The organism is Rhodanobacter sp. PCA2 (assembly GCF_013620825.1).
In the GTDB taxonomy this organism is placed as follows: domain Bacteria; phylum Pseudomonadota; class Gammaproteobacteria; order Xanthomonadales; family Rhodanobacteraceae; genus Rhodanobacter_A.
The window spans coordinates 1-18,871 of the sequence record NZ_NJIC01000055.1 but is presented as its reverse complement, the minus strand read 5'-3'; the positions used below and the strand labels follow the sequence as shown (position 1 = coordinate 18,871).

Below are 18,871 nucleotides of genomic sequence, written 5' to 3'. Positions count from 1 at the left end.
ATCCGCTGTGCCTGATGTGGGGTACTGGCAAGAACCGCCCCTCACCCCGACCCTCTCCCCCGAGGGGAGGGGGAAAGGCCATCCCATGCGCCCCCGCATGGACGTCCATCGGCAGACGTCCAACTGGCAGCGATGGGGCGCGAAAGCTAGACTTGGCCTCGGTCTGCCGCTTCCCCCGGCGGCGTCTTCCCCCTACAGGCATCGCGCCGCACGGCGCCGCGGAGAATCTCCCATGGACCAGCTCGACGACATCCTCAACCAGGATCTCGATCCCACCGAAACCCGCGAGTGGATCGACTCGCTCAATGCGGTCATCAACCATGACGGCACCGAGCGCGCGCATTACCTGCTTGAGCAGATGGTCGATTCGACGCGCCGGGCCGGCGGCTACCTGCCGTTCGATCCCACCACCGCCTACGTCAACACCATCGCGCCGGCCAGCGAGGCCAGGATGCCGGGCGACGCGGCGATGGAATGGCGCATCCGTTCGCTGGTCCGCTGGAACGCGATGGCGATGGTGGTGCGCGCGAACCGCAAGCCGGGCGAGCTGGGCGGGCACATCGCGAGCTTCGCTTCCTCCGCCACGCTGTACGACGTGGGCTTCAACCACTTCTGGCGCGCGCCCGGCGCCGACCATCCGGGCGACCTGGTGTTCCACCAGGGCCATTCCAGCCCCGGCATCTACGCGCGCTCCTTCCTGGAAGGCCGCCTCGCCGAGGACCAGCTCGACCTGTTCCGCATGGAAGTGGTGGGCAAGGGCCGCGCGCTGTCGTCCTACCCGCACCCGTGGCTGATGCCGGACTACTGGCAGGTGCCCACCGTTTCGATGGGCCTCGGCCCGATCCAGGCGATCTACCAGGCGCAGTTCTGGAAGTACCTCGAGCACCGCGGCCTGGTGCCCCCGTCCGACCGCAAGGTGTGGTGTTTCATGGGCGACGGCGAATGCGACGAGCCCGAGTCGCTCGGCGCGATCGCGCTGGCCGGCCGCGAAGGCCTGGACAACCTGGTGTTCGTGATCAACTGCAACCTGCAGCGCCTGGACGGCCCGGTGCGCGGCAACGGCAAGATCATCCAGGAGCTGGAAGGCGTGTTCCGCGGCGCCGGCTGGAATGCGATCAAGGTGGTCTGGGGCAGCTACTGGGACCCGCTCCTCGCGCGCGACAAGGAAGGCGTGCTGCGCAAGCTGATGATGGAAACCCTGGACGGCGAGTACCAGGCCTGCAAGGCGTTCGGCGGCGCGTACACGCGCGAGCACTTCTTCGGCAAGTACCCGCAGACGCGCGAGATGGTCGCGAACCTCAGCGACGACGACATCTGGCGCCTCAACCGCGGCGGCCACGATCCGCACAAGGTCTACGCGGCCTACCACGCGGCGACGCAGACCAGGGGCATGCCCACGGTGATCCTCGCCAAGACGGTGAAGGGCTACGGCATGGGCATCGGCACCGGCGAGTCGCAGAACCCCACGCACCAGCAGAAGAAGCTGGACGACGAGGCGGTGCGGCACTTCCGCGACCGCTTCCAGATCCCGATCCCCGACGACAAGCTGCACGAGGTGCCGTACTACCACCCCGGCAAGGACTCGCCGGAAGTCGAATACATGATGGAGCGCCGCCGCGCGCTGGGCGGCTTCCTGCCGCAGCGCCGCCGCAAGGCCGACGCCAAGCTGAAGGCGCCCGAGCTGTCCGCCTTCGCCCAGATCACCGCGGGCACCGGCGAGCGCGAGATCAGCACCACCATGGCGCTGGTGCGCGGCATGAACCTGCTGCTGCGCGACAAGCAGCTGGGCGAGCGCGTGGTGCCCATCGTGGCGGACGAGGCGCGCACGTTCGGCATGGAAGGCATGTTCCGCCAGATCGGCATCTACGCGCCGTTCGGCCAGAAGTACCGCCCGCAGGACTCCGACCAGCTGCTGTACTACCGTGAGGACCAGAAGGGCCAGGTGCTGCAGCAAGGCATCAGCGAGGCCGGCGGCATGGCCTCGTGGATGGCCGCGGCCACCAGCTACAGCGTCAGCAACCAGGCGATGCTGCCGTTCTTCATCTACTACTCGATGTTCGGCTTCCAGCGCATCGGCGACCTGGCCTGGGCCGCCGGCGACATGCGCGCGCGCGGCTTCCTCGTCGGCGGCACCTCGGGGCGCACCACGCTCAACGGCGAGGGACTGCAGCACGAGGACGGCCAGTCGCACCTGATGGCCGGCGTGATCCCGAACGTGAAGGCCTACGACCCCACGTTCTCCTACGAGGTGGCGGTGATCCTGCAGGACGGCGTGCGCAGCATGCTGGAGCTGCAGGAAGACCACTACTACTACATCACCGTGATGAACGAGAACTACGCCCATCCCGACATGCCCGAGGGCAGCGCCGAGGGCATCATCAAGGGCATGTACCTGTTCAGGGACGGCGGCAAGCCGAAGAAGGGCGAGCCGCGCGTGCAGCTGCTGGGTTCCGGCACCATCCTGCGCGAGGTGATCGAGGCGGCCGAGCTGCTGGACAAGGACTTCGGCGTGAAGTCCGACATCTGGTCCTGCCCCAGCTTCGTCGAGCTGCGCCGCGACGGTTTCGACGCCGAGCGCTGGAACCGCCTGCATCCGGAAGGCAAGCAGCGCGTGGCCTACGTCACCGGCCTGCTGGAAGGGCGCAGCGGCCCGGCCGTCGCCGCCACCGACTACGTGCGCGAGTACGCCGACCAGATCCGCGCGTTCCTGCCCGACGGCATGCGCTACACCGTGCTCGGCACCGACGGCTACGGCCGCTCGGACACCCGCGCCCACCTGCGCGACTTCTTCGAGGTGGACCGCTACTGGATCGCCCACGCCGCGCTCGCCGCGCTCGCGAAGGACGGCAAGGTCAACGCCAAGGACGTGGCGCGCGCGATCAAGGAATACAAGCTCGACCCGGACAAGCCGAACCCGCTCACCGTGTGAGCCGGCCGCAACGCCGCAATGGAAAAGCCGCCGCGAGGCGGCTTTTCCATATGGGGGGAGCGCTGCCTGGTCGGGCAGGGGACGTCGAAGCGATCTCCTGGCGGTGCGTCGGCTTCGCCCGTGCGCGCAGGCCACGCCCGGCACGCACGGAATGTCCGTGCGGACTATTCCGACAGCGTGCGCTGGATCGCCTCCAGCGCGTGCCCGCGGGTCTCGACGCCGTGGCGGGCCAGCAGCCAGCCGGCGGCGGCCATCGACAGCGCGATCAGCAACGCCGACAGCGCGAAGTGCCCGAACAGCCCCAGCACGCCCAGCGCCGCGCCAAGGATGCCGCCGGCCTTCGAGCTGGCGGCGATCAGCCCCGAGCCGGTGCCGCGCAGGTGCACCGGATAGATCTCCGCGGAATACGGCAGCATGGTGGCGATCACGCCGCCGCTGCTCACCAGCAGCGCCACCGTGGCGGCCACGGTCAGCGCCCCGCTGCGCGCCCCGGTGAACGCGATCGCGCAGAACCCCAGCAGCGCCACCGCGGTCAGCGCGATCAGCAGCACCAGGCTGCGGAAACTGCTCCAGCGCTGGTACAGCCACACCACCACCGCCGTGCCGGGCACCGCGAGCAGCGCCGAACGCGCCAGCAGCGCGCTGGCGTCCCGGGCATCCACGCCCAGCGTGGCGAGGTTCGCCGGCAGCCACAGCAGGAAGCCGAAGTTCACCAGCCCCCAGGCCAGCCCGCAGGTCGCCAGTCCCGCGGTGATGCGCGCATGGCGGCCGCGCAGCAGCTGGCGCAGGTCGGCGGCCGGGTGCAGGCTTTCCAGCACGGGCGGATCGGAATCGGCGCCGGCCGGGTCGGCGACCACCGCGCCGCGGCCGCCGGTGAAGCGCGCCAGCACCGCGCGCGCCTGCGCGTGCAGGCCGGCGTTGGAGAGGAAGCGCGGCGATTCCGGGATGTAGCGGTTGAGGAACAGGATCAGCGCGCCGGTGGGCAGGTTCAGCAGCCACAGCGAGCGCCAGCTGTAGCTCGGCTCCAGCAGCGTCGCCGCGCCGGAGGCGGCGAGATAGCCGGCCGACGTGCCCACGCCGCCCAGCGCCACCAGCAGCCAGCCGCGATGCGCGGCGGGAATCGTCTCGGCCATCAGGGTGAACGCGATCGGCAGCATGCCGCCGGCCGCCGCGCCCATCAGGAAGCACATCGCGAGGTTCCAGCCGAACGTCGGCATGGTGCCGCAGACCGCGGTGCCCATGAACAGGATCGCCGACAGCAGGATCGCCGAACGGCGGCCGAACAGGTCGGCCAGGCGTCCCCACAGCAGCGAGCCCAGCGCGGTGCCGGTCAGCGCGGACAGCGCCAGCCAGCCCGCGGTGCCCATGCCGATGCCGTATTCCGCCGTCACGCCCGGCATCACGAAGGCCAGCGAGGCGGGCTTCATCACGTCGATCGCCAGCGCCAGCGCCAGCGCGATCACCAGCGTCCAGTGCTCCCGCCGCAGCGGCACGCCGTCGGCGACGTGGAAATGATGGTGCAGGTCGTGGCCGTGCAGGCTCTGCCGCAGCTGGGCCAGGTGCGGCATCAGGCCATAGCCGGCCAGCAGCACGCCGCAGGGGATCAGCACCATGCCCACGGTCATCGGCAGGTCCATCGCCATGCCGGCCAGCTGGTAGTGCATGGGCGCCGCCATCAGGTACATCGGCATGTGCAGCAGCACGCCCGCGGCCACCGCGACGCAACCCAGCCAGAACGCCAGCGGGTGATGGAAGCGCGGTTCGGTGGACATGCTGCGGCAGCCGGCGGGTTCGCAGCGGCCAGCTTAGCAGCGGCCGCCGCGCGCCCGGTGGCGCCGGATGCGTCGCGGACTTCGTGCCCGTCCGCGGGCGCGGGCGGGACTCAGTCCTCGTCGCCGCCGTCGCTGCGGAACGCTCGGCGCAGCAGCAGGAACGCGCCGATGGTGCCGGCCACGATCGCGGCGGTGGCGACCGGGTGGCGGTTCACCTGGCGCTTCAGCCGCCGGTAGTGGTAGTTCGTCTCGTCGGCGAAGTCCTCGGCGGCGCGCGCCAGCCGGCGGCGGTAGCCATCGCCGTCGAAACGCGACGCCGCGCGCCGGCCGCGGGAGATCCAGTCGCGCGCGGTGTCGCCCGCCTCGCCGGCATGGCGCCGCACGCGCTCGCCCAGATCGTCCATGCCTTGTTCGATATCGCGACGAGTGCTCATGATGTGCTCCTCTGTTGACGGCCTCACGCTGCCAGTATGGGCGTGAGCGGTGCGTAAAAGCTGCGCGGACGCAATCGGCGTCATGGTTTCCACGATCGGAATTCGTCGCGCGCCTGTGCGCTGCGCAGGCGGCGGATGATCCAGCCGAACAGCACGCAGAAGCCCAGCGCCGTCAGGCTGCCGAACACCTGCATGGCGCGGATGAAGCCGTGCATCGCCGCGCCCATGTCGGCCGGCGCACCGGAGGCCTGCATGAAGGCGGGCATCGAGCCCATGATCCACCACTGCCACGCCAGCCCCAGGATCTGGTAGACGATCGCGAAGCCCATCAGGCCGATGAACAGCTGCCGCGCCCATTCGTGCCGGCGCAGCAACCCCACGGCCGCGATCAGCGTGGTGGCGGAGACCAGCAGGAACGCCCGGAAGAACCACGCGAAGTGCGCGAACAGCCATTGCATCGGCACCGGAAGTCCTGGTGGCAGCGGCGCCGCGGCCTGCGCGTGTTGCATCGCCGGCAGGAACAGCCACTGCAGCATCACGTTCTGCAACACGGAGATCAGCGTGGCGAATCCGGCGAGACCGATGAACACCCACGCCAGCACGGTGACGAAGGTGGAACGCAAGGGCGGCGGTGCGGACATGCGTGACTCCCCTGGCGACGCGACGGACACCAGCATCGCGGGTTTGCGGGCCCCGGGCAACGGCGGCGCCTGCCGCCACCGGCTCACACCGACTCGGCGCTGCCCAGCGTCTCGTTGGCGGGTTCTTCCAGATGCAGGCTCTGGCGCCTGCGCAGGCCGGGGAACATCGCCATCCACAGGCCCACCACCGCCAGCGTGCCGAGGCCGCCGACCACCGCGGAACCCACCGCGCCCAGCCACGCGGCGAGCATGCCCGACTCGAATTCGCCAAGCTGGTTCGAGGTGTTGATGAAGATCGAGTTCACCGCATTCACCCGGCCGCGCATCGCATCGGGCGTGTCCAGCTGCACCAGCGAGCCGCGGATCACCATGCTCACCATGTCGAACGCGCCCAGCGCGAACAGCGACGCCAGCGACAGCCACAGCGAGCTGGACACCGCGAACACCAGCGTCGCCACGCCGAAGCCCGCCACCGACGCGAACATCGTCATGCCCACGCGTCGCTGCAGGTCGTGTTTCGCCAGCCACAGCGACATCAGCAGCGCACCCACCGCGGGCGCCGCACGCAACAGGCCCAGGCCCCACGGGCCGGTGCGCAGGATGTCGCGCGCGAAGATCGGCAGCAGCGAGGTGACGCCGCCCAGCAGCACCGCGAACAGGTCCAGCGAGATCACGCCCAGCACGTCCTTGCGCTCGCGGATGAAGTGCACCCCGGCGAACAACGTTTTCAGCGTGGCCGGCTCGCGCTTCGGCGGCGCCTGCTCGTAGCGCAGCATCGCCATCATCGCTGCGGCGACCAGGTACAGCGCGGTCGCGCCCAGGTACACCACGCCCGGACCCGCCACGTAGAGCAGGCCGCCCACCGCAGGACCGAGGATCATCGCCATCTGGAAGGCCGCGCCGCTCACCGCCACCGCGCGCGGCAGGATCGCCGGCGGCACCAGCGCCGGCAGCAGCGACTGCATCGACGGCGACTCGAACGCCTTGGCCACGCCGATCGCGAACACCAGCAGCAGGATGCCGGTCTCGTGGATGCGGCCAAGCAGGGTCAGCACCGCCAGCAGCACGATGGCCGTCCATTCCACGACCAGCCCGGCCAGCACCACGCGCCGCCGCTCGAACTGGTCCGCCACATGACCGGCCGGCAACGCCAGCAGCACCGAGGGGATGAACTGCACCAGGCCGATCAGGCCGAGGTCGAAGGCGCGCCCGGTGATCGCGTAGATCTGCCAGCCCACCGCCACCGACAGCATCTGGAAGCCGAAACCGGAGGCGACGCGCGCGCACCAGAACTGCACGAACGCGCGGTGCTGCCGCAGTTGCAGGGAGGCCGTAGCGGGGTTCGACATGGGAGTCCTTGCCGGAGAGCGCGCATTGTAGCCGCGGCGCCAGTGCCGGCCGGTCGAAGGACGCGATGTCCGCGTCGCGCGGATCTGATCCGGACTTCCCCGCGCACCGTCATCGTGCAGGTCTGTTTCGATCCTTCCGGCAATGCCGGGCATCGACGGCGAACGGCGGCAGGAACGCCCGGAGCGGCCCGACGGACACCGCTTCCCGTGGCCGGACGAAATCGCCGGCGTGGAGCACACGGACTCCACGCCGGGCAGCGGAAACCGGGCGCGTTCTCGTGCTACGTCCGCAAGCGGGTGAAGCCGTCCGCGCTCCAGTCCTCGCTGCCGACGCCGTGGTGCACGAAGAACAGGCCGTCCGGGTCGTACCGGCGCTTGGCCGCGGCGAGTCGGGGATAGTTTCCGCCCCAGAATCCCTGCTGCCAGTCGTGCAGGAAATAATCGCTTTCGGAGACGTAGGAGCCTGCATCCGGCGCCACGCTGCGCAACGCGGCCATCGTGTGTTCGATGGCGGTCGCCTCGCGCCGCGCCTTGGCCAGGTCGGGGTGCGCGCCCGGCATGCCGGGAAAAGCAGGGGCGCCGCCGTTGGCGCTGATGGCGAGCGCGAAGGCGTCCAGCACCTGGGGATGGGTGGCGGTGTCGCGTGCGCGGTCGATGGCGTCGGCTGCCGCCCCGGCCAGGCCTTTGTTGAAGTGCAGCGAGACGCCCCAGTGCTGCGCGGCGGTGAACAGCGCGTCGACGAGCCGCGACTGCTGCGCGGGTTGCAGCAACGTGGCCGGCAGCCACGCCGACTGGTAGCCGTGGAGGAACGTGCCTGCCTGCTCCCGGTCGCCGGCCCATACGAAATGGTGGCGTGGCGCGCCCGGGCGGTCGTCCGTGGCGATGATGTCGGGCGCGTGCTTGCGCAGGAATTCGGCGTCCCACAGATGCCGTGCCGGCGCTGCCAGCGCCCCGAACGGCTTGGTGATGCGGCAGTCCTGGCGCGCCTGCACCCAGGCCAGGAAGGGCGCCCAGACCTGCTCGGCCTCTTGCCTGGTGAGGCCCTGGAACATCATCGAGACCTCGAGGACGTTGCCGTCGTGGAACTTCATCTGCTCGCCCCAGTGCGGGTTGAACAGCGCGCGCTGGTAGAAATCCACGGCCGCAGCGATCAGGGCGCGGTAGGCGGCGTCCGAGTTGGCCTTGATGGTGATGCCCACGCCGCCGAAGAAGTCGGGCAGCTCGAAGGTGCGCAAGGTCAGTCGCGTGACGATGCCGAGACTGCCGCCGCCGCCGCCCTTGAGACCCCAGAACAGTTCCGGGTTCGTGCGGGCGTTGGCGATGCGCACCTGGCCATCGGCGGTGACGACCTCCGCCTCCAGCAGGTTGGACGCCGCCGTGCCCCAGCGCTTGGAGAAGCTGCCGAAGCCGCCGCTCTGCACCAGCCCGGCCACGCCGACCGTGGTGCAGCCGCCGCCCTGCACGTAGCGGCCGCCGCGGGTGGTCACGGCGTCGTAGGCGTCGATCCACATGGCGCCCGCCTGCACGCTCACCGCGGCCTGCGGCGCCACGTGGCCGCTGCAGCCTTGCGGCACGAACGCGTCGTGCAGGCTCACCTGGTTCATGTGGCGCGTCCACACCAGCAGCGAATCCGGCGCGTCCGAGGTGCCCTGGTAGCTGTGGCCACCGCCTTTCACCACCAGCCGCAGGTGGTGCCGGCGCGCGAAATGGATGGCCGCGGCCACGTCGGCGGCGCTTTCCGCCGCCACCGCGTAGGCGCTGGGTTGCGAGGCCCAGGCATCGGCCCAGCCGCTGGTCTGGGTCAGTGCGGGGTTGTCGCCCACCGCGAAGGGGTTGTCCAGTTGCTTGAGTACCTGCGTGCAGGCGCTGTCCGGCGGCGTCGTGCCACAGGACGCGAACGGCGACGCCAGTTTCAGCAGCCGGCCGCCGACCTGCCGCTTCAACTGCTCCCATTCCGCAGCCGCGGGCCAGCCCGGCTCGCCCGGGCGCAGTCGTGAGCGCAGGCTCGTCGCGACTGTGCCGGCGCCGCGGGCCAGGGTCGTGCCGCTGCGCAGCAGCAAGGGCAGCAGGGGAAGGGTGGCAGCCGCCTTCAGCAAGTCGCGTCGTTTCATCGGATGTGGCTCCGGGCTGGATGGACGGCCGCCAGCATGTGCCGCCGGCACGGTCGTTCCCAGCTGGAGGTGACGGACGGCGGGCGGCCAGGGACGAGCCGACCTCGGGACGGGACGGGACGCATGGGGATTTCGCCGCGGCCACGTAGAATCCCCGGCATGAACGAGCAGGCACCGGCGGGTTGCAGGGATTTTCAGCGTTGGCCCCGCTCGGTCGAGATTGCCTTCTGGGTGACGCTGTACACCCTCAACACGATATTCAACGGCATCGTTGCGCGGATCGATCATGCCCGCACCGCGGCCTGGGAACCGTGGGTATGGGAATCGAGCAGCTGCCTGGTGGTCCTGCTGCTGATTCCCTTCGTGAAGGCGGCGGAGCGGCGTTGGCCGTTCCGCTTCGATACCTGGCGGCACAGCCTGCCGTGGCACCTGCTGGCAAGCGTGGTGTTCAGCCTGGTGCATGTGGCCGGCATGGACGAACTGCGCAAGCTGGCTTACGCCATGGTTGGGCAGCATTACGATTTCGGCGCGTGGTGGCCGAACTTCGGCTATGAGTACCTGAAGGACATTCGCAGCTACTTCATCATCGTGGCGATGATCTGCCTGTCGCGACTGTGGCTGCTGCGCCAGCAGGGCGAGGCGAAGCTGCTGGACGAGCCGGACGATGGTCCGCCGGTGGAACCGGTGGAGCGGCCCGAACGTTTCCTGGTACGCAAGCTGGGCAAGGAGTTCCTGGTCAACGCCAGCGAGATCGAGTGGCTGCAGGCCGCCGGCAACTACGTGAACCTGCACGTGCGCGGGCGCGATTACCCCTTGCGCAGCACCATGGCGGGCATCGAGACGCGGCTGGACCCGGCGCGTTTCCTGCGCGTGCACCGCGGCTACTTCGTCAACCTCGACTATCTCGCCGAGATCGAGCCGCTGGAGACCGGCGACGCACGTCTGCGCCTGCGCGACGGCGCCACGATCCCCTGCAGTCGCCGCTACCGCGCCGCGCTGCGCGAGCGCTATGGCCAGCCCGCCCCGGCAGAGTGAGTCTTGCGCCGTGCCGCGCGCTCGTTCCAAGCTAGCGACTGGTTCCGCTACGGATGCTCCGCCGATGATGACCTTGCCGCCGCCCCGCCGCCTCGCCGTCGCCGCCCTCGCCGGCGCCCTGGTACTCGCCGGCTGCTCGCAGGGCAGCGCGCCCGCGCCGGACGCCGCCCAGCAGCAGGCCCAGGCCAGGGACGCGGAGGCGGCGCGCAACCTCGACACCTATCGCCAGCTGCTGCGCATCCACAACGACCAGATGGCGGTGTCCATGGGCAAGGACATCGTGCAGCGCTTCCCCGACAGTGCCGCGGCGAAGGAAGTGCAGCAGACCCTGCCGGAGATCGAGAAGCGCTGGACGGAGAACAGCGAGAAGGCGCGCCTCGCCGCGCTGTGGCAGTACCAGGTGGCGCCGATGGCGGGCGGCACCCAGTCCACCGCGGCGACCTACGACAGCCAGCCGGCCGGCGTGCGCGTGCGGCTGGTGCTGCGCCGGCACACGAGCTGGGGCCAGAGCGCGTTCCTGTTCAACGACGGCCACGGCGGCTTCGTCTGCAAGGGCAACTGCACCATCGCCGCGAAGTTCGACGACAAGCCGCGCGCGATCAAGGCGTACGCGCCGTCCACCGGCGAACCGGCGCTGATGATCCGCGACGACAAGGGCTTCATCGCGTTGCTGGAGAAGTCGAAGAAGATCAGTCTTCCGGTCACGCTGCAGGACGGCGAGAAGAAGGTGGAACTGGTCTACGAGGTCGGCGGCTTCGTGCCGGACCAGTGGCAGGCATTGCCGAAGAAGGGCGGGAAGAAGTAGCGCGGCGCGGTGCACGCGCCGGGCGTTCGCGCGTTTCAGAGCGTGTAGCCGAATGGAGGATCAGTCATGTCCCGCAAAGCCCGGTGGATGGTCGTGGCGCTGGCAGCGACGCTGGGCGCGTGTTCCAGCGTGCCAAATGCGCAGCGCGAGGCGCAGCGACAGGCGGCATACGAGGCGGCGGCCGGCGCGCCGGTGCGCAGCTTCCATTTCTACAACCTGTACTCGTGGGAGCCGCTGGGCGACAGCCAGGTGGTCATCTACACCCAGGCGAACCGCGCCTGGCTGCTGGACGTGGGCCAGTGCCAGTACCTGGGCTTCGCCAACACGATAGGGCTCACCTCCTTCTCGGGCGACGTGTCGGTGAACTTCGACAAGGTGCTGGTGGGCCGCGGCTATCCGCCGTGCTTCATCTCGAAGATCCGCCCGGTCGACGTGGCCAGGCTGAAGCTGGAACAGCAGGCCCAGCGCAAGATCGACGCCGAGCCGCGCGAACCGGCGCCGGCGCCTGCCACCAGTCGCTGACCGCGCCGCTCAACGCACCACGGTGACCGGCACGTGGGCGCGCGCCAGCACGTTCGCCGAGACCGAGCCGAGCAGCCAGCGCGCCAGCGCGCCGCGCTCGGTGTGGCCGATCACGATGTGGTCGATGCCGTGCTGGTCGATCTGGCCCAGCAGCACGTCGCCGGGGCTGCCGTGGGTCAGTTCGACATCGACCAGGCTGGCGGCGTCGGGTTCGATCGCGGCCAGTTCCTCGCGCAGTTCCTGCAGTCGCTGGGTACCGGAATCGGTCATCATCAGCGCGCAGGTGTCGCCGCCCTCGGCCACCTGCAGCACGGACACCACGCGCACCCGTCCGCCGCAGGCGCGGGCCAGTTCGGTCGCGAACGAGAACGCTCGGCGCGCGGCGTCCGAGCCGTCATAGCCAACCAGCGAATACCTGGGCATTGTCTGCTCCTGTGACGGCCAAACATCGTCGTTTGGTGAAGAAGTCTGGAACGGGCGACGTTAGCGAAACATCAAGCTGAATGCAGCTGCGGATGGCTCACATGCGCATCACGGCAGGTTGCCGATCCTCCGTCCCGCCTTCCCGGGATGGCCCGCGGAACAGGTTCCGCATCCGAACTCGATCGAATAGGAGTAGCCGATGAAAAAGCACACACTCGCCGTGACCGCCGCCCTGCTGCTGGGTTCCGCCACGCTGACAGCGCTGCCGGTCACGCCTGCGCACGCCTCCAAGGCGGACGTGAAATGCCACCTGGCTTTCAACCTGGCCGGCTGGTCGATCATCCTCAAGCACGCCGAAGGCACCGGCACCGTCCGCTGCGACAACGGCCAGCACGCCGAGGTGAAGATCAGCGTGGTGGGCGGCGGCCTCACCGCCGGCAAGTACCGCATCGACCACGGCAAGGGCGAAATCACCCATGTGCGCGGCATCGAGGACGTGTTCGGCGACTATGCCGAGGCGACCGCCGAGGCCGGCGTGGTGAAGAGCGGCGCCGCCCAGGTGCTGACCAAGGGCACCACGTCGCTGGCGCTGGCCGGCCATGGCGAGGGCATCAACCTCGGCGTGTCGGTGGGCAAGTTCACCATCAGCCGGCGCTGAGCGCCCGGCCCGGGAGTGCCGTGGAGGGCGCCGCAAGGCGCCCTTCGCGCAGGTGCAGGCGTACACTGGGCGGCGCCGCCCCTCGTGGAGTATCGCCATGCGCCGCATCCCCCTGCTGTTCGTGTTCACCCTGCTCTGCGGCCTGCTGGCCGCGCCCGTGTTCGCCGCCGATGCCGGCGCCGGCGCCGATGCTATGCCCAAGGCCGGCGCGGCCGCACCCGCGTTCCGCCTGCAGGACCAGAACGGCCACTGGCGCAGCCCCGCCGACTACCACGGCCACTGGCTGGTGCTGTACTTCTATCCCAAGGATTTCACGCCCGGTTGCACCACCGAGGTGTGCACGTTCCGCGACGACGTCGCCAAGCTGCGCCAGGCCGGCGCGTCGGTGGTGGGCGTCAGCCTGGACGACGTGAAGTCGCATGCCGACTTCGCCGCCAAGTACCACGTACCGTTCCCGCTGCTGGCGGATACCGGGCATGAGGCGGCCAAGGGCTACGGCGTGCTCAACAGCATGGCCGGCATGCACTACGCCAAGCGCACCACCTTCCTGATCGACCCCGAGGGCAAGATCGCCAAGGTCTATGTCGACGTCGATCCCAAGGCGAACTCCGGGCAGGTGCTGACCGATCTCGCGGGCCTGAAGAAGGCGGCACCCTGATGCCGGTGATGGCGCGGGCCGAGTCCGGTCCTGCATCGCGTGGTTTCGCCTTGTGGCGCGTGGTGGTCTGGTTGCTGCTGTTGCTCGCCGCGTTCGGTTGCGTGCAGTACTTCAGCCATGCGCAGTTGCTGTGGGCGCACCGGGTGAACCTGTCGCCGGCCGACAGCGCCGCGATGCAGCGCATGCTGGCCTGGGACATCGGCTATCTCGTCGCCGCGTTGGTGCTGATCGTGTTGTGCGCCGGCTGCATCCTGCGCCAGGCCTGGGCGCGCGCGCCGCTGCGCGTGGCCGCGGGCGTGCTGGTGCTGTGGGCCTTGGTCAGCGGCGGCATGATGGTGGCGCAGTGGCCGCAGTTCGACCGCGCCAGTGCCGAGGCGCTGGCCCAGCTCGGCCACGATGCCGCCCTGGGCGAGGCCGTGGTGCATGCCCGGCGCGTCTTCCGCATCACGATGGCGCTGAAGGGGGCGGCGATCCCCGTGCTGCTGTGGCTGGCCTGGCGGCTGGGTACGCCCGCGGTGCGCATGCAGTTCCGCCATCGCCGTTGAGCGACGGCAATGGCATGATCGGCGAAGGCGTGTCGGGCTTTTCAACCGTTGCGAAAGGGGGGACAGGATGAAACGCGGCTTGGCGATACTGTTGTGTCTGGCGTGGTCGGGAGCCGCCTTGGCCGCGGGCCCGGCGGCGGTGCGCAAGCGGGTGCAGGCGAGCATGTTGCTCACCGGTACGATCGAGGTGACGCCGGACGGCAGCGTGGCGCAATACGCGCTCGATCAACCGGAAAAAGTGCCGGAAGCCGTCAAGGGATTGCTGACCAAGTCCGTTGCGACGTGGAGGTTCCAGCCGGTCGAGGTGGACGGCAAGCCGATGGCGGCCAAGGCATCGATGAGTGTGCGCGTGGTGGCCAGTCCCCTGGGTAACGACAACTTCAGTCTCGGTGTCGCGGGGGCATGGTTCGGCGAAGGCGCCTCGCGCCAGAGCGACGCCACGGCCCAGACCATCTCGTACAAGAAGCGGCAGATGCCCCGTTATCCCATGGATGCGGCTTACTCCGGGGTACAGGGCATCGTGTATGTGCTGCTGAAAATCGGGCGCGACGGCCGTGTGGTCGATGCCGCGGCTGAAACGGTGAACCTGCGGGTTGTCGCCAGCGACGAGCAACTGCAGGTCTGGCGACGCGTGCTGGCCGAGGCTGCCTTGACCGGGCTCAGGCACGACACGTTCAATGTGCCCACGGCCGGGCCGGAGGCGGGCAAGCCTTACTGGGTGGCCAGGGTGCCGGTGACTTTCCAGTTGAATGGCGGGACCCCGGCTGGTTATGGCCAATGGCAGGCCTACGTGCCGGGTCCGGTGCAGGAACCGGATTGGGCCGACAAGGACAAGTTGGCGGGAAGCCCGGATGCCGTTCCGGAGGGTGGCATCCTGCTGGCCGAGCATTCGTTGCGCCTGCTCACGCCGCCGGGCGGCAGTTGAGCGCCATCGTCGGTTGCGGGGAGCAACGCCCCGTTCCCGGGGCGCTGCGAAGTTGGCGCCGCGTGTTCAGCATGGGTTGACCCCGGTGCAGGTATCGCTGCGCCATCCCGTTTGCGGAAGCCCCCGATGCGCATCCCTCGACTTTCCCTGTTCCTGCTGCCGCTGTTCGCCGTGTTGCCCTTGCACGCGCAGGATCTGGCCGCCACCTGCCACGCCACCAGCAGCTACGACGTGACGCTGCGCCCGGACAGCATCCTGTTCGACCGCCCCGGCCCCGCGCCGATGCGGGTCGAGATGGGTCAGGGCACGCTGCGCACCGACGGCGTGGCGGTGCCGCTGAATGCCGAGGCCCAGGATCGCCTCAGCCTGTTCGAGCGCGACCTGCGCGCGCTGGCGCCGCGCGTGCGCGGCGCGGCGCAGCATGGCGTGGACATCGCGGTGCAGGGGTTGCGCCAGGAGGCGGCGGGCATGGGCCTCGGCGCCGATACCCGGGCCGCGCTGGACCAGCGGCTGCAGGCGGATGCGGCCAGCCTCAAGCAGCGCATCGCGGCCAGCAACAGCACGCACGACTGGCAGGGCAGCGCGATGGACCAGACCATCAACCAGCTCGAGGGCGACCTGATGCCGCTGATCGCCGCCGACCTCGGCCAGCAGGCGCTCGACGCCGCGATGAGCGGCGACCTGCAGGCGGCAGCCACCCTGCGCGACCGCGCGTCGAACCTGGCCACGCAACTGGAGCCGCGCATGCGCCAGCGCATGCAGGCGCTGCGGCCGCAGGTCGAGTCGCTGTGCCCGGCGATCCGGCAGTTGGCCGCCTTGCAGCAGGGCCTGCGCGACAACCGTGGCCGTCCGCTGGACCTGCTGCAGGTCGGCCGCTGAAGGCCGGCGCGCCGGCCGCAATCGGCGGCCATCGCCGTGGCGACCGCAGGCTCCGATCCTGCCGCGGATTAATCTCCGGCTAAGTGGCCGTCGACGAGGATGGCGCCATCATCCTCATGCTTGTCCGGAGGCGGCCGTGGCACCGAGCCTCACCGACGCCATCTGCAATCCGTTGATCCGCCGCGGCATCGATCTGTGCCGCCTGTATCGCCACGCTGCCCGCGCGGTGGGCGAGCCGGGGCTGCGGGCGGTGCTGGACGAGGATGCCCAGTCGCTTGCCGTCCTCGTGGCCGAGCTGCAGCACGAAGTGGGGCTGGCCGGCGGCACGCCGCGCACGCACGGCAGCTGGCGGGCCGCGCTGCGTTGCCGGATGGTGGACGGCATGGCGCATGCCGCCACCCGGCGCGACCACACCTGGATCCACGCCCTCGCCCAGGACGAGGCGGCCCTGCTGCGCGCGTTCGAGCATGCGATCGCCCGCCTGCCGGCCGAGTCCGCCAGGGGCTTGCGCCGGCAACTGCCGCGTTTGCGCGGCATCCATCTGGACATGCACGACCTGGACGGCGCCGCGCAGTCCTGACCCGCAGCGCGCAACTACATGGGCGCGCGCATCGCACCCACCCGATCTCCGGCATCCGGCCGTGACCGGCGTCGCCATCGGCGGACTAGCCTGCGTGACCGGGCGCAGCCGCGCCCATTGCGCGGGGAGAACGTCATGCATCGATACCTGCCTGCCGGCTTGCTGGCCTGCGTCCTGCTGGCTGGCGCCGGCGCCGCCTCGGCTTCGGACAGCCTGCGCGTGGGCAGCCGCGTGCTGGTGGTGGGCGACAGCGCCGCCACGGTGGCCGACCTGCTCGGCAAGCCTTCGCACAAGTCGCACCGCAGCGCGGCGCGCAGCGGCAGCCGTCGCGGCAAGCACGTGCGCGTGGTTTCCAGGGATGCGGAGCGCGGCGAGCAATGGCAGTACCGGCGCGACGGCCGGGTGGTCGTGGTCACCCTGGTCGATGGCCGCGTCAGCGACATCGACGAGCGCAGCCGCTGAACATGTCTTCGGTGCGCGCAGCCGTGACTGATGGCAGGGCATGACGCATGGCGCATGCCGTCGCCGGCTGCGTGATCGAATCTTCCAGCATGCCGGAACCCGCAACCTGCATCGGACTGCAGGGCCCGCGCCCAGGGAGAATTCCATGTCCAGACACGGTCCAGTCGCGGTACTCGTCCTCGCCATCGGTCTCGCCTTCGGCCTGCCGGCGCAGGCGGCCAGGGTCAACGTCCACGGCGACCAGTGCGGCTACGACAGCAACTACGACGTGCACGTGACACCAGGCGGCATCGATTTCAGCCGCAGCGGCGCGCTGCCGAACGAGGTCTTCATGCACGACGGCGCGTTGCGCGTCGATGGCCGGCCGGTGGCGGTGTCGGCGGACGACGCGGAGCGGCTGCGCAGCTACGAGGCGGACATGCGCGGCGTGCTGCCCGAGATGGCGGGCATCGCGCATGAGGCCGTGGGCATCGCCTTCGATGCCCTGACCACGGTGGCCGCCACGCTGGGCGGCAGCAAGCATCGTCGCGATGCGCTGGTGAACCAGCTCAACCAGTCGCGCATGGAGGCGATGCGCGGGCTGGAGGCCAGCATCAATGCCGATCACTGGAGCCAGCAGGATTTCGACGATGCGATCGAGAAGACCGTGTCGGAGGCCAGCGAGCAGATGGCCAGTGCGCTGACGCGCGGCGTGATGTGGTCGCTGTTCACCGGCCGCGCCAGCGAACTCGAAGCCCGGGCCGACACGATGGACCAGTCGATGGAGAAGGAAATGCAGGCGCGTTCGGGCCGGCTGGAAGCGCGCGCCAAGGCGATCTGCCCGCGCCTGGCGCGGATGAGCGAGCTGCAGCAGCAATTCCGGTTCCGCCTCGCCGATGGCCGGCCGCTGCAATTGATGACGGACAACCGGGATGGCAACGGCAAGGACAGCCAGGACAGCGCCGACGACGGCAAGATCGCCAGGCGCTGATTTCCCCAAAGCCCGTGCGCTCCCCGCACAGGTACATGCCGCGCCCGGCGTGACGCCGCCCGCGGCATTTTTTTTGCGCGGCGCCATCAGGGTCGGAAGCGCGCCGGAAACGCGCCTGCTGCTAGGCTCGTCGGCAGTCATTCCGAGCAACCGCCCCATGGACAAGCTGCGCGCCCATCTCGCCACCCTCGATTTCTCCGCTGCCCTGACCGCCGTCGGCCTGCGCCTGCTGGGCGCGCTGCTGATCCTGCTGATCGGCGCGTGGCTGGCGGCGCGCCTGGCGAATTTCATCCAGCGCGCGCTGAATCGGGCCAAGGTCGACGACACCTTGACCGGCTTCCTGCGCAACCTGGTCTACGGCGTGCTGATCACGCTGCTGGTGGCGCTGGCGCTGGCTGCCCTGGGCGTGTCGGCGGCACCCATGGTGGCCGCGCTGGGCACGGCTGGACTGGCGATCGGCCTGGCCTTGCAGGGTTCGCTGTCCAACCTGGCATGGGGCGTGCTGCTGATCATGTTCCGGCCGTTCCGGGTCGGCGATTACATCACCGCCGGCGGTATCGACGGCACCGTCGAAAGCATCAACCTGATGTACACCCAGCTGGTGCTGCCCGACAATCGCGAGGCCGTGGTGCCGAACGCCAAGGTGGGCGGCGACGCCATCCTCAACTTCAACCGGCTGGGCACGCGACGGCTGGACCTGAGGATCGGCGTGGGCTGGCGCGACGACTTGGATCAGGCCATGGCCGCGATGCGGCGGGTGCTGGCGGACGAACCGCTGGTGCTGGCCCAGCCCGCACCGGGCGTATGGGTGGACAGCATCGCCCAGCAGACCGTGACCCTGGTGTTGCGTGGATGGGTGAAGAGCGACGACGCATGGGCCGCGCAGACCGCGCTGCTGCGCGCGGTGAAGCAGCGCATCGACGCCGGCGAGTTGAGCCTGCCGGCGACGGCGCACGAGGTGAAGGTGGTGCAGGCGCAGGAGCAGGGGCGCGCGGGGGGCTGAGGTTGCGTGCGCGCTGCGTTGCTGGTTTTTGGTGTTGGTCAAAAGTACCGACCCGCTGATCAGGTGCGGCTACGTTCTCGTTGGGTGCTCAGATCAAAGCGGTTTCGTGCCGCTGACGCGGCCCGAGTCACTTTTCTCTTGCGTGGCCAAGAGAAAAGTAACCCAAAGAG

The 18,871-nt window shown here is 69.7% G+C and carries 19 protein-coding genes; 13 read left to right on the top strand and 6 right to left on the bottom strand.

Annotated elements, in window-relative coordinates; all coding sequences use genetic code 11:
- Positions 1-232 precede the first annotated feature (232 nt).
- Positions 233-2,929, top strand: coding sequence for a pyruvate dehydrogenase (acetyl-transferring), homodimeric type (gene aceE / locus PCA_RS17110; protein ID WP_181303826.1), 2,697 nt, complete (start codon positions 233-235; stop codon positions 2,927-2,929).
- A gap of 164 nt (positions 2,930-3,093) precedes the next feature.
- Here aceE and PCA_RS17105 read toward each other — a convergent pair whose 3' ends face one another.
- The 5 genes from PCA_RS17105 to PCA_RS17085 all read right to left on the bottom strand — a co-directional run bounded on the left by PCA_RS17105 (position 3,094) and on the right by PCA_RS17085 (position 9,236).
- On the bottom strand, positions 3,094-4,701 hold the full coding sequence (locus tag PCA_RS17105; RefSeq protein WP_181303825.1) for an MFS transporter: 1,608 nt from the start codon (positions 4,699-4,701) through the stop codon (positions 3,094-3,096).
- 110 nt (positions 4,702-4,811) lie between these two features.
- On the bottom strand, positions 4,812-5,135 hold the full coding sequence (locus PCA_RS17100) for a hypothetical protein (protein ID WP_181303824.1): 324 nt from the start codon (positions 5,133-5,135) through the stop codon (positions 4,812-4,814).
- Positions 5,136-5,215: 80 nt separating this feature from the next.
- A complete protein-coding gene (locus PCA_RS17095) occupies positions 5,216-5,776 on the bottom strand; it encodes a hypothetical protein (protein WP_181303823.1) in 561 nt (186 codons plus the stop codon).
- 83 nt (positions 5,777-5,859) lie between these two features.
- Positions 5,860-7,125, bottom strand: a complete 1,266-nt coding sequence (locus tag PCA_RS17090) for an MFS transporter (RefSeq protein ID WP_181303822.1) — start codon at positions 7,123-7,125, stop codon at positions 5,860-5,862.
- A 281-nt stretch (positions 7,126-7,406) separates the two neighbouring features.
- Complete coding sequence (locus tag PCA_RS17085) at positions 7,407-9,236, bottom strand: FAD-binding protein (RefSeq protein WP_181303821.1); 1,830 nt, start codon at positions 9,234-9,236, stop codon at positions 7,407-7,409.
- Between the two features lie 159 nt (positions 9,237-9,395).
- Between PCA_RS17085 and PCA_RS17080 the strand changes: the two genes are divergently transcribed.
- The 3 genes from PCA_RS17080 to PCA_RS17070 all read left to right on the top strand — a co-directional run bounded on the left by PCA_RS17080 (position 9,396) and on the right by PCA_RS17070 (position 11,598).
- Positions 9,396-10,271 (top strand): LytTR family DNA-binding domain-containing protein, encoded by an 876-nt coding sequence (locus PCA_RS17080; protein ID WP_181303820.1) that lies wholly within the window; start codon positions 9,396-9,398, stop codon positions 10,269-10,271.
- A 67-nt stretch (positions 10,272-10,338) separates the two neighbouring features.
- On the top strand, positions 10,339-11,076 hold the full coding sequence (locus PCA_RS17075; protein ID WP_181303856.1) for a hypothetical protein: 738 nt from the start codon (positions 10,339-10,341) through the stop codon (positions 11,074-11,076).
- A gap of 66 nt (positions 11,077-11,142) precedes the next feature.
- Positions 11,143-11,598 carry a DUF6491 family protein gene (locus PCA_RS17070; RefSeq protein ID WP_181303819.1) on the top strand — a complete coding sequence of 152 codons (456 nt, stop codon included), beginning with the start codon at positions 11,143-11,145 and terminating at the stop codon, positions 11,596-11,598.
- A gap of 9 nt (positions 11,599-11,607) precedes the next feature.
- Here the strand turns inward: PCA_RS17070 and PCA_RS17065 are convergent, their stop codons facing one another.
- Positions 11,608-12,021 carry a universal stress protein gene (locus PCA_RS17065; RefSeq protein WP_181303818.1) on the bottom strand — a complete coding sequence of 138 codons (414 nt, stop codon included), beginning with the start codon at positions 12,019-12,021 and terminating at the stop codon, positions 11,608-11,610.
- 199 nt (positions 12,022-12,220) lie between these two features.
- Between PCA_RS17065 and PCA_RS17060 the strand changes: the two genes are divergently transcribed.
- From PCA_RS17060 to PCA_RS17020, 9 genes are all read left to right on the top strand, one after another.
- The gene (locus PCA_RS17060) at positions 12,221-12,679 is read left to right on the top strand and encodes a hypothetical protein (RefSeq protein ID WP_181303817.1); all 459 of its coding nucleotides are present in this window, start codon (positions 12,221-12,223) and stop codon (positions 12,677-12,679) included.
- A gap of 97 nt (positions 12,680-12,776) precedes the next feature.
- The gene (locus tag PCA_RS17055; protein WP_181303816.1) at positions 12,777-13,337 is read left to right on the top strand and encodes a peroxiredoxin; all 561 of its coding nucleotides are present in this window, start codon (positions 12,777-12,779) and stop codon (positions 13,335-13,337) included.
- Positions 13,337-13,882 (top strand): hypothetical protein, encoded by a 546-nt coding sequence (locus tag PCA_RS17050; protein ID WP_181303815.1) that lies wholly within the window; start codon positions 13,337-13,339, stop codon positions 13,880-13,882. The genes PCA_RS17055 and PCA_RS17050 overlap by 1 nt, the downstream gene beginning before the upstream one ends.
- A gap of 79 nt (positions 13,883-13,961) precedes the next feature.
- Complete coding sequence (locus tag PCA_RS17045; RefSeq protein WP_255436944.1) at positions 13,962-14,807, top strand: energy transducer TonB; 846 nt, start codon at positions 13,962-13,964, stop codon at positions 14,805-14,807.
- 126 nt (positions 14,808-14,933) lie between these two features.
- The gene (locus PCA_RS17040; RefSeq protein WP_181303813.1) at positions 14,934-15,686 is read left to right on the top strand and encodes a DUF2884 family protein; all 753 of its coding nucleotides are present in this window, start codon (positions 14,934-14,936) and stop codon (positions 15,684-15,686) included.
- A 136-nt stretch (positions 15,687-15,822) separates the two neighbouring features.
- The gene (locus PCA_RS17035) at positions 15,823-16,266 is read left to right on the top strand and encodes a PA2169 family four-helix-bundle protein (protein WP_181303812.1); all 444 of its coding nucleotides are present in this window, start codon (positions 15,823-15,825) and stop codon (positions 16,264-16,266) included.
- Positions 16,267-16,401: 135 nt separating this feature from the next.
- Positions 16,402-16,728, top strand: a complete 327-nt coding sequence (locus PCA_RS17030) for a DUF2845 domain-containing protein (protein ID WP_181303811.1) — start codon at positions 16,402-16,404, stop codon at positions 16,726-16,728.
- Positions 16,729-16,873: 145 nt separating this feature from the next.
- Positions 16,874-17,698: a DUF2884 family protein gene (locus PCA_RS17025; RefSeq protein WP_181303810.1), complete on the top strand. Its 825-nt coding sequence runs from the start codon at positions 16,874-16,876 to the stop codon at positions 17,696-17,698.
- 157 nt (positions 17,699-17,855) lie between these two features.
- A complete protein-coding gene (locus PCA_RS17020) occupies positions 17,856-18,701 on the top strand; it encodes a mechanosensitive ion channel family protein (protein WP_181303809.1) in 846 nt (281 codons plus the stop codon).
- The last annotated feature ends 170 nt before the right edge of the window (positions 18,702-18,871 follow it).